Annotated in this window: 13 protein-coding genes; 5 read left to right on the top strand and 8 right to left on the bottom strand. The window is 40.2% G+C overall.

Translation table 11 applies throughout. The annotated features are described in order from the left end of the window. Position 1: 1 nt before the first annotated feature. From Q0O89_RS02975 to Q0O89_RS02960, 4 genes are all read right to left on the bottom strand, one after another. The gene (locus tag Q0O89_RS02975; protein WP_293730275.1) at positions 2-1,846 is read right to left on the bottom strand and encodes an ABC transporter ATP-binding protein; all 1,845 of its coding nucleotides are present in this window, start codon (positions 1,844-1,846) and stop codon (positions 2-4) included. 237 nt (positions 1,847-2,083) lie between these two features. After that, positions 2,084-2,554, bottom strand: a complete 471-nt coding sequence (gene recX, locus Q0O89_RS02970) for a recombination regulator RecX (protein WP_273405492.1) — start codon at positions 2,552-2,554, stop codon at positions 2,084-2,086. A 95-nt stretch (positions 2,555-2,649) separates the two neighbouring features. Further along, positions 2,650-3,723: a recombinase RecA gene (gene recA / locus Q0O89_RS02965; RefSeq protein WP_135708993.1), complete on the bottom strand. Its 1,074-nt coding sequence runs from the start codon at positions 3,721-3,723 to the stop codon at positions 2,650-2,652. A gap of 101 nt (positions 3,724-3,824) precedes the next feature. Further along, entirely contained in the window at positions 3,825-4,421 is a 597-nt protein-coding gene (locus Q0O89_RS02960; protein WP_273392466.1) for an anthranilate synthase component II, read from the bottom strand. 96 nt (positions 4,422-4,517) lie between these two features. Between Q0O89_RS02960 and Q0O89_RS02955 the strand changes: the two genes are divergently transcribed. Beyond that, a complete protein-coding gene (locus tag Q0O89_RS02955; RefSeq protein WP_293730274.1) occupies positions 4,518-5,498 on the top strand; it encodes an aminodeoxychorismate synthase component I in 981 nt (326 codons plus the stop codon). Next, entirely contained in the window at positions 5,495-6,076 is a 582-nt protein-coding gene (locus tag Q0O89_RS02950; RefSeq protein WP_293730273.1) for an aminotransferase class IV family protein, read from the top strand. The genes Q0O89_RS02955 and Q0O89_RS02950 overlap by 4 nt, the downstream gene beginning before the upstream one ends. Here the strand turns inward: Q0O89_RS02950 and Q0O89_RS02945 are convergent. The 4 genes from Q0O89_RS02945 to Q0O89_RS02930 form a co-directional block, all read right to left on the bottom strand. Beyond that, positions 6,051-6,899, bottom strand: a complete 849-nt coding sequence (locus tag Q0O89_RS02945; protein ID WP_293730272.1) for a Dam family site-specific DNA-(adenine-N6)-methyltransferase — start codon at positions 6,897-6,899, stop codon at positions 6,051-6,053. The genes Q0O89_RS02950 and Q0O89_RS02945 overlap by 26 nt on opposite strands. A gap of 5 nt (positions 6,900-6,904) precedes the next feature. Beyond that, positions 6,905-7,993 carry a 3-dehydroquinate synthase gene (aroB, locus tag Q0O89_RS02940; RefSeq protein WP_293730271.1) on the bottom strand — a complete coding sequence of 363 codons (1,089 nt, stop codon included), beginning with the start codon at positions 7,991-7,993 and terminating at the stop codon, positions 6,905-6,907. Positions 7,994-8,013: 20 nt separating this feature from the next. Then, positions 8,014-8,541: a shikimate kinase AroK gene (gene aroK / locus Q0O89_RS02935; RefSeq protein ID WP_135708999.1), complete on the bottom strand. Its 528-nt coding sequence runs from the start codon at positions 8,539-8,541 to the stop codon at positions 8,014-8,016. Positions 8,542-8,731: 190 nt separating this feature from the next. After that, the gene (locus Q0O89_RS02930) at positions 8,732-10,084 is read right to left on the bottom strand and encodes an MFS transporter (RefSeq protein WP_135709000.1); all 1,353 of its coding nucleotides are present in this window, start codon (positions 10,082-10,084) and stop codon (positions 8,732-8,734) included. Positions 10,085-10,367: 283 nt separating this feature from the next. Here Q0O89_RS02930 and Q0O89_RS02925 point away from each other — a divergent pair, with 283 nt between their 5' ends. The 3 genes from Q0O89_RS02925 to Q0O89_RS02915 form a co-directional block, all read left to right on the top strand. Next, positions 10,368-11,594, top strand: coding sequence for an ABC transporter substrate-binding protein (locus tag Q0O89_RS02925; protein WP_293730270.1), 1,227 nt, complete (start codon positions 10,368-10,370; stop codon positions 11,592-11,594). A gap of 2 nt (positions 11,595-11,596) precedes the next feature. Further along, positions 11,597-13,528 carry an ATP-binding protein gene (locus Q0O89_RS02920; RefSeq protein WP_293730269.1) on the top strand — a complete coding sequence of 644 codons (1,932 nt, stop codon included), beginning with the start codon at positions 11,597-11,599 and terminating at the stop codon, positions 13,526-13,528. After that, positions 13,518-14,139: response regulator (locus Q0O89_RS02915; RefSeq protein ID WP_293730267.1), on the top strand; the 622-nt coding region annotated here is incomplete at its 3' end. The genes Q0O89_RS02920 and Q0O89_RS02915, both read left to right, overlap by 11 nt.

Below are 14,139 nucleotides of genomic sequence, written 5' to 3'. Positions count from 1 at the left end.
GTTATTCCGCCTGTTCACTCAAAAAGCCGCCGCTTTGATGTTGCCATAATTTTGCGTACAACCCATTTTGGGCCAACAGTTCAGTATGCGTGCCTTGTTCTACAATTTGCCCTTTATCTAGCACAATAAGGCGATCCATCGCGGCAATAGTGGACAGTCGATGGGCGATGGCAATCACCGTTTTATTTTCCATCATTTTATCGAGACTTTCTTGAATTGCCGCTTCCACTTCGCTATCTAATGCACTGGTCGCTTCATCAAGTAGCAAAATCGGTGCATCTTTTAACATCACGCGTGCAATCGCGATACGTTGACGCTGACCGCCCGATAATTTCACCCCACGTTCTCCCACGTGCGCATCATAGCCACGGCGACCTGCCGCATCGCTTAAAAGCGGAATAAAATCTGCCGCTTCCGCGCGTTTGGCGGCGTTAATCATTTCTTCTTCGGTAGCATTTGGGCGACCGTAAATAATATTGTCGCGAACGGAACGATGCAGTAATGAAGTATCTTGAGTCACTAACCCAATTTGGCTGCGCAAACTTTCTTGTTGAACATCAAGCACGTTTTGCCCATCAATGGTAATGGTTCCTGCTTGGGCTTCATAAAAACGTAAAAGTAAGTTTACAATCGTGGATTTGCCTGCCCCTGAACGACCGATTAAGCCGACTTTTTCCCCTGCTTTAATGGTTAAATTAAAATCATTCAACAAGGTTTTTTCAGGGGAATAAGCGAAATGAATATGTTCAAATTTAATTTCCCCTTTGCTGACGTGCATGGGAACCGCATTGGGTTTATCCACAATGGTGTGCGGTTTGGATAGGGTTTGCATCCCGTCATTGACCGTACCGATATTTTCAAATAAACGCGCGGATTCCCACATAATCCAATGGGAAAGTCCGTTTACCCGCAACGCCATAGCGGTTGCCGTAGCAATTGCCCCAACACCAATGGCACCTTGATGCCATAAATAAATGCCCAGCCCTGCGGTAGATAAGGTCAGGAAAATATTGCTCGCATAGGTCAGTACATCCAATCCTGTGGCTAAACGCATTTGAGCGTGAACCGTGACCATAAATTCTTCCATGGAGCGTTTGGCATAGGCGGCTTCACGTTCACCGTGAGAGAATAATTTTACGGTGGTAATATTAGAATAAGCATCCGTTACGCGCCCCGTCATTAAAGAGCGCGCGTCTGCTTGGCGTTCTGCGGTTTTGGCTAATTGGGGAATTAACACATAGAGAATGCCGGCAAAAACAAACATCCACAAAATAAACGGCACCAGCAACCAGCCATCAAAGGCGACTAAGACCACGCCCGAAGTGATAAAGTAAACGCTAACATAAACAACCATATTGGCAACGGTTAATACCGTATCGCGTACGGCAAGTGCCGTTTGCATCACTTTTGCCGATACGCGTCCTGCAAATTCGTCTTGGTAAAAACTCAGGCTTTGCCCTAACATCAAGCGGTGGAAATTCCAACGTAAACGCATAGGGAATATCCCTTGCAAGGTTTGTAAGCGCACGGCAGAGGTTAAAAATGTCCAGCCGATACTTAGCAAAAGGACAATAACCATACCGATCAAGTAATGCCCTTTTTCCGCCCAAAGTGTGGCAGGGGAATATGCCCCTAACCAATCAACGATTTTTCCCATAAACTGGAATAACATTGCTTCGATAACACCGACACCAATGGTTAAAAAAGCAAAAAATGCAATCCAAGCTTTAAGCCCATCTAAACTAGACCAAATAAAGCCCCAAAGTCCTTTTGATGGTGTTTGAGGTTCATCATCAGGATAGGCATCAATACGCGCTTCAAACCAAGAAAAAATTTTATTTAACATATGTCTCACATCTCAAGAAATAAAAAAGGCAACATAAGCAATCTCTCTTAGTTGCCTAAAAGTGCGGTCATTATATCGTTTATTTTCGATATTATGTAGCAGTTGCATAAGGCGGTCGTTGAGCCTGTCGAAACGTAAGTCTTGTGCAGTAAACGCTGAAATAGCTTATGGTTCGACAAGCTCACCAACCGCCATTTCAGCTTTGTGTAGGTGTACATAATACCGTTTATTTTCGATCTAAAAATCATCCCCTACACCAACAAAATCCGCAAAATCATCGCTATGAAACCCATGAGACATCATATAACGCCAGATTTTTTGTTTGGATTTGGGATCTTGTTTTTGCTGATAGTCAGGGAATTTTTTTCGCAAGACGGACAGCGCAATTTCTGACCAATCTATCTCACTTTCTAACAGCACATCTTCAATCACTTCCGATTGAATACCTTTTAATTGGCGTAATTCTTGTTTAATACGCGCCAAGCCGTAGCCACGTTGTGCGCGAAAATTAAGATAATTTTCCGTAAAACGATGATCATTTTGCCAATTTTTTTGTTGGCAATGAAGAATGGTTTTTTCTATATCTTCTTCACAAAAGGCTTTTTCTTGCATTTTGCAACGTATTTCAAATTCGCTGTACTCACGGCGTGCCAGTAGGTTGACCACATAACCGAGTGCGAGCGATGAATTTGCATTTTCGGACATCATAAGGTTGTTTAATCAAAAGGATGGATGAATAAAAGTGGTGTTAAGTTGTTGTGTAAAGCAAAAGTGCGGTGAAAAATTACCGCACTTTGGTTTGTTTATTCAAAATCTTCGCCGGCAAAATCATCTTCGGCATCGTCTTTCGCGCCTTCTAAATCGGCGATTAATGCTTTTTCCGGATTGGCTTGGAATTCAGCACGAATACGCGCTTCCAGTTCAGCGGCTTTGGCTGGATTTTCAGATAACCATTTCATAGCATTCGCTTTACCTTGACCGATTTTCTCGCCTTCGTAAGAGAACCATGCGCCGGCTTTTTGAACTAATTTTTGTTTTACACCCAGCTCAATGAGTTCGCCATTTTTTGAAATCCCTTCACCGTACATAATTTGGAAATCAACGGTACGGAATGGTGCAGCAAGTTTATTTTTTACCACTTTAACACGCGTTTCGTTACCAATGATTTCATCGCCATTTTTCACTGCGCCAACACGGCGGATATCTAAACGAACGGAAGAATAGAATTTTAACGCGTTACCCCCCGTTGTGGTTTCAGGGTTACCGAACATCACACCGATCTTCATACGAATTTGGTTAATAAATACCACTAAGCAATTTGATGATTTGATTTGACCTGTCAATTTACGTAATGCCTGTGACATTAAACGCGCTTGTAAACCCACGTGAGAGTCACCCATGTCACCTTCAATTTCTGCTTTTGGCGTCAACGCTGCCACAGAGTCCACGATAATGACATCAATAGCCCCTGAACGAACTAAGGCATCACAGATTTCTAATGCTTGTTCGCCGTTATCGGGTTGCGAAATAAATAATTCTTTAACATCTACACCTAATTTAGCCGCATAAATAGGATCCAGTGCATGTTCCGCATCGATAAAGGCACAGACTTTTCCAGCTTTTTGAGCCTGCGCAATGACAGAGAGCGTTAATGTTGTTTTACCGGATGACTCAGGACCATAGATTTCCACAATACGCCCCATTGGTAAACCACCAATACCTAAAGCAACGTCCAAACCGATAGAACCTGTTGAAATAGATTCTACATCAAGGGTTTGGGTATCGCCCAGTTTCATAATTGCCCCTTTACCAAATTGCTTTTCAATTTGACCTAGTGCCGCGGCGAGTGCTTTTGCTTTATCGTCTTGAGATGCCATAATGAATTCCTTTATAAATGTCAGAGAGTTGAATGACTGTAAATTTGCGCATATATTATCTGTTATAAAAAACAGTATCAAGTATTTTTTGATCTTTTTTATTAAATCGTGATCTCAGTTCCAAATTTAGGGAATTGATTGAGAAAATTCTGCAAAATTTGCTCACCATATTCAGAAATATAAGATTCAGGGTGGAATTGCACACCGTAAATAGGCAAGGTACGATGTTGAAATGCCATGATAATCTCATCTTCACAGGTCGCGGTAATTTGCAGCTCTGCGGGGAAATTCACCTCTGAAACCGCCCAAGAATGATATAAACCGATGCGGAATGTGGTGGGGAGCTGCGAAAATAACGGTGACATTGACCGCACTTTCAATTGACGCGCATAACCGTGGCGCACGTCCGTGAGATTGTACAGCGTGGCACCAAAAAATTCGCATAGGGTTTGATGACCAAGACATACCCCTAAAATGCATTTTGTACGGTGATATTGTTCCAGCATGGCAAAGAGTTGCGGGTATGCCCGGGGGACATCAGGTCCGGGTGAAATTAAAAGGTGGCTAAAGTTTTCGACCTTATGGAGATTAAGTTGTTCCACATCTACCACGTCAAATTCCACATTTAGGCGGCGAATTAAATCCACTAAATTGTAGGTAAAGGAATCGTGGTTATTAATAATAAGTAGGCGTTTCATGGCTTTTCCTAGAAGAACTTTGCGCTCAATTATAAATGATCTTTCCCGAAATTTCGGCTACACTGTGGCATTATTTTGTCCATTTTTCAGTTTAGTATGCGGTTACAACAATTCATTGAACAAGCTAATGCGTGGGGAAAGTCGCGCACGCCCTTTTTCTTTTTAATTGATTTTGAACAACAAAACCCGGTGATTTGCGCTTTTGCACAGGCGGCGGCATCAGGCATTTATTTTGATATCCAAGGAGAGAAAAATGCTTCGCTTTCTGTGGCAAAAAATACCGCACTTTTTCAGCTAAATCCGCAGCCTTTGCCCTTTGCTGTTTATAAAAAAGGCTTTGAGTTAGTGCAAACGGCGTTACAAAAAGGGAATTCTTATTTACTGAATTTGACTTATTCTACCCCTATTTCTATCAATTATAATTTGGCGCAAATATATCAATCTTGCCAAGCAAAATATAAGTTATTGTATGACAACAAATTTGTCTGTTTTTCCCCGGAATCCTTTGTGCAAATTCGCCATAATCAGATATTGACTTACCCGATGAAAGGAACCATTCGCGCGAATATCACCAATGCTGAACAGTTATTGCTGAATTCAGAAAAAGAGCAATGTGAGCATTATACGATTGTGGATTTAATGCGGAATGATTTAGCCATGGTGGCGCAAAATATTCAGGTTCGCCGTTTTCGTTATGTGGAAAAAGTGGGCAATGATGAAAAAGCTGTTTTACAGACAAGTTCGGAAATTGTCGGCGATCTTGCAGAGAATTGGCAGGAAAATATTGGATCGATGCTGATTAAGTTATTGCCTGCCGGATCGATTAGCGGCGCGCCCAAAGAGAAAACCGTTGAAACTATTCAACAAGCGGAAGGGCAGCCTCGTGGCTATTATACGGGGATCTTCGGTATTTTTACGGGCGATAGCTTAGATAGCGCAGTGGCCATTCGTTTTATTGAGCAGCAAGGGGCGCAATTTTATTTTCGTAGTGGCGGCGGTATTACGCGCCATAGTGTGTTGGAAGACGAGTACTTGGAACTACAACAAAAAATCTATGTTCCGATGGAGACACCATGACGAATTTCCCTTTTTTTGAAACCCTTTGCATTGAACAGCAGCAAATAAAAAATTGTGCGTATCATCAACAGCGTTATGAACAGACGTTGCGTCAATTTTACGGTGAAAGTGCGGTTAAAATTCACGATCTTTTTGACATTATTCATCATCAAGCCGATTTCTCAACGCTCTCGGAATTAACACGTTGCCGTGTTGATTACAATGCAACGACCTGTCAAATTCAATTTTTTCCCTATCAACGGCGTAAAATTACTCGGTTTCAACCGGTGATTTGTGATGAAATTGATTATTCCTTGAAATATTCTGACCGCACTTGGTTAAACCAACTTTTGGCTCAACGGGGCGATTGCGATGAAATTATGATTATCAAGCAAGGTAAAGTGACGGATTGTAGCATTGGTAATTTGGCTTTTCGCTTGGGGGAGCATTGGTTTACCCCGGATAGCCCTTTATTGGCAGGCACACAACGCCGCGCTCTTTTGGAACAGGGTATTTTGCAAGAAATCCCTATTTTTGCCGAAGATGTGCTTAAGTTTGATGAAATTCGCGTGATTAACGCGATGAATGGGTTGGTTTAAAAACCGCAATCAATTCGCTGACTTTATGACGTTTTTTCGGGGTATGACTAATCGAACGTTGCACGCGAATTTTGCAGCATTTTGCGCCACGATAAATTTCACGGGTGAATTTCGTGTCGTGATTTGATATGAGTACCGTTTCGCAGCAATTTTTCGCCAATTCTGCTAACGCCTTTTGATCTTCCGCTGAAAATTCATTGCCTGCGTAGCTGGTAAAATTGCTGTCTTGAATTAATGGCGCGTAAGGCGGATCGCAATAGACCACGCAATCTTGTTCCACTTGTTCAAAAGTGCGGTGAAAATCTTGGCAAATAAAGACCGCACTTTGCGCTTTTTCTGCAAAGAAACGCAGTTCATCTTCAGGGAAATAATGGGTTTTGTATGAACCAAAAGGCACGTTAAATTCTCTTTTGGCATTGTAACGGCATAGTCCGTTGAAGCCAAAACGGTTGAGATAAACAAACAAAACAGAACGCTCAAAAATATCTTGCGACCGATTGAATTCATCGCGGCGTGCATAATAATAAACGGCACTGTTGGCTTCAGGATGAAAGAAAATGGGTTTTAAGGCGGCAATATAAGCCTCAACATCCTGTTTGACAGTGTTGAATAAATTAATCAAATCCGGATTGATGTCCGCCAAAATATAACGTTTAAACCGGGTGTTTAAAAAAACGGAACCCGCGCCGACAAAGGGTTCAATAAGGCAGGACTTGCGTTTGGGCAATAAACGGTTAATTTCGTCCACCACACGTAGCTTACCGCCCGCCCATTTCAAAAATGAGCGGTGTTTTTCAGTTTTCGTTTGGGGACGCTTTGCCATTGAGATTAGTCAAATTGCGTACAAGCGCGGATTGCATCAAGTACGAGGGATTTATCCGTATCGGTTGCCACATAGGCTTGACCGAGGGATTTGAGTAGGACTAAACGTAATTTACCTGCCAATACTTTTTTATCACGCATCATATGTGGCAAATAATCTTCAGGTTGCATCGTATCAGGGCTGACAGTCGGCAAATTCGCACACGCCAATAATTTTTCTAAACGCCCCACATCATTTTTGGATAAATCACCGAGCATTTCTGACAGTGCTGCTGCCATCATTGAACCTGCCGCCACCGCTTCGCCGTGCAACCAGTTGCCGTAACCAAGATGGGTTTCAATGGCGTGACCAAAAGTGTGTCCTAAATTCAGCAATGCGCGGTCGCCTTTTTCCGTTTCATCACGCGCCACCACATCCGCCTTGATTTGGCAACAACGCGCAATGCAATATTGCAATGGGGATTGTTCCAAAGCAACCAGTTCATCAATATGTTGTTCCAGCCATTCAAAGAAGGGTAAATCTAAAATAGCACCATATTTGATCACTTCCGCCAAACCTGCATTAACTTCGCGTTTTGGCAGGGTATTTAAGGTGGTGGTATCAATAATGACGGTAATTGGTTGATAAAATGCGCCAATCATATTTTTACCCAATTCGTGATTTACAGCGGTTTTGCCCCCCACCGAAGAATCGACTTGTGACAGCAAGGTTGTTGGGATTTGGATAAATTTGATACCGCGTTGATAACTGGCGGCAGCGTAACCTGCGACATCACCAATTACACCGCCACCGAGCGCAATGAGCGTTGTATCACGTCCGTGATTTTCGCGTAAAAGTGCGGTGAAAATTTCGTTTAAAGAATCGAGGGTTTTATATTTTTCACCATCTTTGAGTTGAACGCTGCTAACTTGGCACCCTAGGGATTCAAGGGTTGCAGTGACAGTGGATAAATACAAGGGAGCAATGGTTTCATTTGTCACGATCATCACTTTATCGCCCGATTTCAGCGGATAAACAGCAGGATCTCTGAGCAAATTTTCACCGATATAAATTGGGTAACGGCGTTCTTTTAATTCCACATTTACACACAACATATTTTGCTCCTTGCTTTATGTTAGATTTGCGTATTATCAATTAAATCAATAATTTGATTTGCCATTACCTTGGCGCTTTGTTCATCTGTCGGCAAAGTAATGTCCGCCACTTCTTCATAAAGTGGATTGCGAATTTTAGCCAATTCTTCTAACACTTGACGCGGATCTTCCACATCTTGTAATAAAGGACGTTTTTTATCGCGTTGCGTACGTTCAAATTGTTTATCCACAGTGGTTTCTAAGTAAATAACAATACCACGTGCGGATAAATGGTTGCGGTTATCCTTTGATAAGACCGCACCACCACCCGTTGAAAGAACAATGCCTTGTTTTTGTGTTAATTCATTGATGATACGTTCTTCACGCTTACGGAAACCTTCTTCACCTTCGATATCAAAAATCCAGCCAATATCTGCGCCCGCACGTTCTTCGATAACGCTATCGGAATCCACGAATTCCATTCCTAATTGTTGCGCCAATTGACGGCCAATTGTGCTTTTACCTGCCCCCATTGGACCGACTAAGAAAATATTACGTTTTTCTGCCATTGTTATTTTTCTGCTTTCACAATCATTAAAAATAGATCCTAATTTGCCAAAATCAGGCAGCAAAATAGAGATCACCTAAACTGAAGAATTATCGGCTAAAAGCCCCCTTTTTTCAAGTTTATTCGGGATTTTATCTGTAGATAAAATAAAAAATGCACGGTGGTCGTGCATTTTTAAACTTTATTTCAATTTATTTGATACTAACAATTTTTCTTTTCTTCTCTAGGCGTAATACACCCAAATGAGTCATATAACAACAGAAAATACAGCCACATACGGCGAATAATAGAAGATAGAAACCAGCATCCCAACCAAATTTTTCTGCTAAAATACCGAATAATGCTGTACCGGAGAAACTACCTAAAATATAACTTAATAAGCCACGCAAACCTGTAGCTGAACCGGCTGCAAATGATGGAACTAATTCAATGGTTTGTAGTGAAGATAGAAACATTGGTACATAAATCAAACAACCAATAATCCCTGCGCCGATAGTAACGGTTAACAGATCGTTACCTCCCCAATACACAAACATTGCGATACCGACCCCCGTTAACGTAATAATAGCTAACGGCATGCGGCGTCCTTTAAAGTAAGTGTCAGTCAACCAGCCAGCCAATAATGTGGATGGAATCGCAGCCCACTCGAAAATAGCAAATGCCGTTGCCATTTGTCCTTTAGAAAAACCTTTGGTTTCTAATAAGTAAAGTGGTAACCAAGTCAATACGCCGAAACGAATCATGTAGGTGAATACATCGATAAAAGAAACAAACCATACATTAATGTCTTTCACAATGTAATCGCGAAAAATTTCCCATGTGGTTAATTTTACTTCTTCAGATTTGGTTACAACTAATTCATCTTGTTCTGTACCAAGAATTTGAGCTGTTGGTGGTAAACCTTCATTATAAGTACGACCCGCACCATAAATATAAAAGATAAGCGCAATCACAGTAGCAATAGCTGTTGGTACAATAAAGTGTGCGGCTTGCCAATGTTCACTACCTAACCACGCAATACTTGCTCCAGCAATTGGTGCTACTAGACCACCGCCCACATTATGAGAAACATTAAATATCGCTGTGATTACCCCTCGGGATTTACGCGGAAACCAGTTTGCTAACACTACATAAGCAGGCCCTGCCCCCATTCCTTGGAAAATTCCGTTCAAAATACATAAAAACAAGAATACCCAAAAAGATGCACTGAAGCCCATCATTAGGTTAACCAATCCTGACATAACCAGACCAAAAATCATGAAATGTTTTGGGTTGGAGTTATCTGCAAAGGCTGACATAAAACCTTTACTTAAACCGTAAACCACCAGCATTGTTCCGGAAATAAATCCAATATCTTTTTTGGTAAATCCGAAATCGCTGATTAATTCAGGAGATGAGAGTAAAAAGTTATTGCGTAGAATATAATACGCAGTATAACCAATAAAAATACCAAATAGTGCCTGCCAACGTAATCGGTTATAACGTTGACGAATTTCTTCATTTGGCACAGGTTGGCCTGGCTTCGAGGCTAAAAAGGAAATCATAATATTACTCCATAAATAAATTATTGATTAAAGATTTGTATTTCTAATGTTAGAAATTAGATGGTATGTTAATATGGGTTAGAGCAAAGTCAATATATTGATTTTTAAGTCAAAATTGTCTCATTTCTTAAGATTGCGTGTCAAAAATGACACAAGTTAGAATATTTTAAATCTATAAGCATTAATTCTTAATTAATTGGGGCAAAATTGGGGTAATAATAGATTTGTAAATTTTTAGAAAATTTTTATTTTGTGATCGGAATCACATAAAAAGGCGACAAAAATGAAGAAATTTTGTTTAATACTTATTTTTCTTTTAAATATATTCTTTCCAGTCAAGGCAAAAGAGTTAGTCATTGCAACTTCATTTTCCCCTGATACCAGTGAATACTTAGCTCAACAATGGCAAGCTATCTATCCTGATAAAAAGATTAGATTAATAAATCGAACGGTGAATTCATTAACACAGTTATTAACGCGATCCAATGTGGAAGATGTAGATCTTATTATGAGTTCTTCACCTTTCCTATTTCAGCGATTACAGGATTCTCAACGTTTATTGATTTTACCGGAAAAATTACAGAAAAATCATCACTGGGTGCCTAAAAGCCTGGCAACCACCACGACCGCCGTCGCCTTTTCCGGTTATGGCATTTTTTACCACAAAGAACTCTTAAAAACACTGAATTTACCCGCGCCTACGGACTGGGACAGCCTGATGAATTCAAACTATTTCAATAAGTTATTAATCAGCTCGCCCTCTCGTTCAGGAACTAATCACATCATGTTGGAAATGTTGCTACAACAACGCGGTTGGCAGCAGGGATGGCAGGATTTTCTCACGCTGGCAAGTAATGTTTCTTTAATTTCATCCCGGAGTTTTAACGTGGCGGAAAAAATTCAAATGGGATTAGCCGCGGCAGGATTAAGTATCGACACCTATACGACTTATACTTACGACGATCCCCGGGTCGGATTTGTTTATTTTCCGCGTTCCGTTATTTCGCCGACATTTATTGCTATCCATAAAAACAGCCGAAATATTGAAGACGCACAAAACTTCATTAGCTATCTGCTTTCGGACAAAGGACAAAAAATCGTGGCCGAACACCGTTTCGCCAAATATCCCGTTGTGAGTTTACCGAAAAATGACCGTTTATACGCGCAACAACAGAAATTATTGACGGAACCTTTATTGGATTACGATTTATTACTGGCCCGCCAATATTTAGTCGAAAAATTATTCGATATCGCCATTACTTTCCGCTTAACTCAATTAAAAGAAGCCTGGGCGGTAATTTATGCAAAAGAGAAAAAAACAAACAAAAAACTGACCGCACTTCGTCAAATTTTAACAGCGATTCCCGTTGACGAAAAACAAGCCAATGACGAAATTTACTTATCCCGATTAAAAAATGATCGCAGTTTTGCCGTTCAACAGGAAAAACAATGGGCAATATTCTTTCAGCAACAAATTAATCGAGTATTAAGCCAAATTGAGGAAGAATAACAGTGAATAAATCCGGTATTATTAAAACTCTAAAAAATGCTTTAAATATGGGGTTATTATTTACCTGTATTATCGGCGCCGTCAGTTTAATTTCATGGTATCAGCAGCATAAACAGGTGAATTATATTTTAAACGATTATTTTCCTAAAACGAACCTAGCATTAAAGTTAGATGACAATGTCAATTCTTTTATCAACGAATTGGATCGTTTTTCCGCCGTGAAAAATAATCCGGTTCGTCAGACTATGTTTAAACAACTTAATCTGCAATTAATCGAAATTGAAAAAAACGCTTTAGCGTTAACCGAACCTGATAACCAAACAATACTTTCCCAAAACATATCCGATTTGAAATCATTAATCGGTCAAATAGACAATAATATTTCGCAATATTTTTATATTGAACAAAAGAAACAGGAATTATTTACTAAAATTCAATGGCTGCATGACGATTTTAATAATGAAATTGTGGCGTTAGGGCAAGAATTAAACTGGCAGCAAATCAACTTTACCGAGCCGGGCGAACGCGCACGAAAGACCTTAATGCTGAATCTACAAGATGAATTACAAAGCATGACCAAATTAAAAAATATGGAAGAACAAATAAAAAATGAAATCACACAATTTATTTATTCATTGGAACAACAAAATATTAGTGAAGAATATCAAAATCTAAAAAACATCATTCTGAATATTTATTTAAACGAACAAAATAAACCGAATAAAGCCAGTCTGGCGACTTTACAACAAATGGTAGAAACTCTGGTTAATATTACTAAACCGGGAGAAGAATTAGATCTGTTAATTACCAATATAAATAACCATCAGCAATCTCTGAATAATATTGCTTCGCATCAGGAAAAAATATTGTATGCTATCCGTAATTTGACCGATAAAATATTATCGAAAACAAAAGATAAATTCAGCATACTGAATGGTCAGCTGAAAACTCAAACGGAAATCAGCGGAATGATTATTTTGATGTCCTTAATGATTATTTTATTATTTATTTGGCTGTTTAATCGTTTTTATTTACAAAAACATTTGACCAAACGTTTTGAAGAATTAATCGAATCCGTCAAATTATTAAACCAAGGAAAAGAAGATCCGCCTATTCAAATCATCGGTAACGACGAAATTTCGGAAATTAATCGACTATTAAAGAAACATACCGAAATTTTGCAGGAAAGACGGATTATTCAACAAAATTTACAGGATACGCAAAACGAATTAATTCAAACGGCAAAACTCGCGGTGGTCGGGCAAACCATGACCATGCTGGCGCATGAAATTAATCAGCCGTTAAATGCGATGTCTATTTATCTGTTCAATCTGAAAAAAATGCTGCAACAACAAGATTACCACCAAGTGGCGGATTATACGGACAAAATTACCGGACTAACGGAACGAATAGGACGCATTGTAAAAGGCCTGCGCCAATTTACCAAGCGGACTAATCAAATGGAACCTTTGCAACCCATCGATCTGCATACGGTGATTAACGAAGCCTGGTCATTACTTGAATTGCGTCATCAACCGCTGCACGCGATCTTATCCGTTCAGGGAAATGCGACGATATTGGGTAATAACCTGCTGTTGGAACAGATTTTTGTCAATTTATTCAACAATGCGTTGGAAGCGTGTAAAAGCCGACCGCATATTTCGGTGAAAATCACCTCCGAGCGACAAAAAACTTATGTTTATGTGGAAGATAACGGTATCGGTTGGCAAACCGACAATATCAATAAATTGTTACAACCTTTTTACAGCAGTAAAGAAGTCGGTTTGGGCTTAGGATTAACAATCTGTCGCCATATTATGAACCAATTCAACGGAAACCTTTATATCGCTTCCAGTTTTCAACAAAGTGCGGTCATTATTTTAGAATTTCCGCAACTATCTCAAAAAATTACGGGTAACCATCATGAAAAATAAAAGCCAAGTGTTGTTAATCGACGACGATCCGGATGTATTGCAGGCTTATCAGGCATTGCTGGCTTTAGAGAGCGACGAAAAAGGCTATGAAATTATCGCACTGAATAATCCGTTAGACGCTGAATCCATCATTACGGAAGACTGGCAAGGCGTGGTGGTGAGCGATATTTATATGCCGCAATTGTCCGGCTGGCAGTTGCTTGAACGGTTGCACGAAAAGGATAAAAATCTCCCCGTCATTTTAATTACCGGACACGGCGACGTACCGATGGCGATCGACGCCATGCAAAAAGGCGCGTTTTATTTTATCGAAAAACCGGTGGATCCCGAACGCTTGCTGCAACAAATCGATCTGGCGTTAACCCAGCGTCAGGCGCAATTGGCGTTAAAACATTGGCAACAACAAGAGTTGGAAACCCATCTTATCGGACAAAGTAAATGGATAAAAAATTTACGCCGGCGTTTACAGCAATTATCGCAAACGGATTTACCCATTTTTATTTTCGGCGAAATCGGCACGGGAAAAACCTTGACCGCACATTATCTGCACGAATTGGCTAAAACGCGTTTTCCGCAAAAACAAAGTCTCGAACTTCTCGGCGAATGCGATA

Source organism: uncultured Actinobacillus sp., assembly GCF_945915845.1.
In the GTDB taxonomy this organism is placed as follows: domain Bacteria; phylum Pseudomonadota; class Gammaproteobacteria; order Enterobacterales; family Pasteurellaceae; genus Exercitatus.
The sequence above is the reverse complement of the archived record's forward strand: the minus strand, read 5'-3'. Positions and strand labels throughout refer to the sequence as shown.

What these genes read in the sequence shown, in the direction of transcription:
- Q0O89_RS02975 (WP_293730275.1), bottom strand. Translation starts at nt 1,846, where the DNA reads ATGTTAAATAAAATTTTTTCTTGGTTTGAAGCGCGTATTGATGCCTAT.
- recX (WP_273405492.1), bottom strand. Translation starts at nt 2,554, where the DNA reads ATGATGTCCGAAAATGCAAATTCATCGCTCGCACTCGGTTATGTGGTC.
- recA (WP_135708993.1), bottom strand. Translation starts at nt 3,723, where the DNA reads ATGGCATCTCAAGACGATAAAGCAAAAGCACTCGCCGCGGCACTAGGT.
- Q0O89_RS02960 (WP_273392466.1), bottom strand. Translation starts at nt 4,421, where the DNA reads ATGAAACGCCTACTTATTATTAATAACCACGATTCCTTTACCTACAAT.
- Q0O89_RS02955 (WP_293730274.1), top strand. Translation starts at nt 4,518, where the DNA reads ATGCGGTTACAACAATTCATTGAACAAGCTAATGCGTGGGGAAAGTCG.
- Q0O89_RS02950 (WP_293730273.1), top strand. Translation starts at nt 5,495, where the DNA reads ATGACGAATTTCCCTTTTTTTGAAACCCTTTGCATTGAACAGCAGCAA.
- Q0O89_RS02945 (WP_293730272.1), bottom strand. Translation starts at nt 6,899, where the DNA reads ATGGCAAAGCGTCCCCAAACGAAAACTGAAAAACACCGCTCATTTTTG.
- aroB (WP_293730271.1), bottom strand. Translation starts at nt 7,993, where the DNA reads ATGTTGTGTGTAAATGTGGAATTAAAAGAACGCCGTTACCCAATTTAT.
- aroK (WP_135708999.1), bottom strand. Translation starts at nt 8,541, where the DNA reads ATGGCAGAAAAACGTAATATTTTCTTAGTCGGTCCAATGGGGGCAGGT.
- Q0O89_RS02930 (WP_135709000.1), bottom strand. Translation starts at nt 10,084, where the DNA reads ATGATTTCCTTTTTAGCCTCGAAGCCAGGCCAACCTGTGCCAAATGAA.
- Q0O89_RS02925 (WP_293730270.1), top strand. Translation starts at nt 10,368, where the DNA reads ATGAAGAAATTTTGTTTAATACTTATTTTTCTTTTAAATATATTCTTT.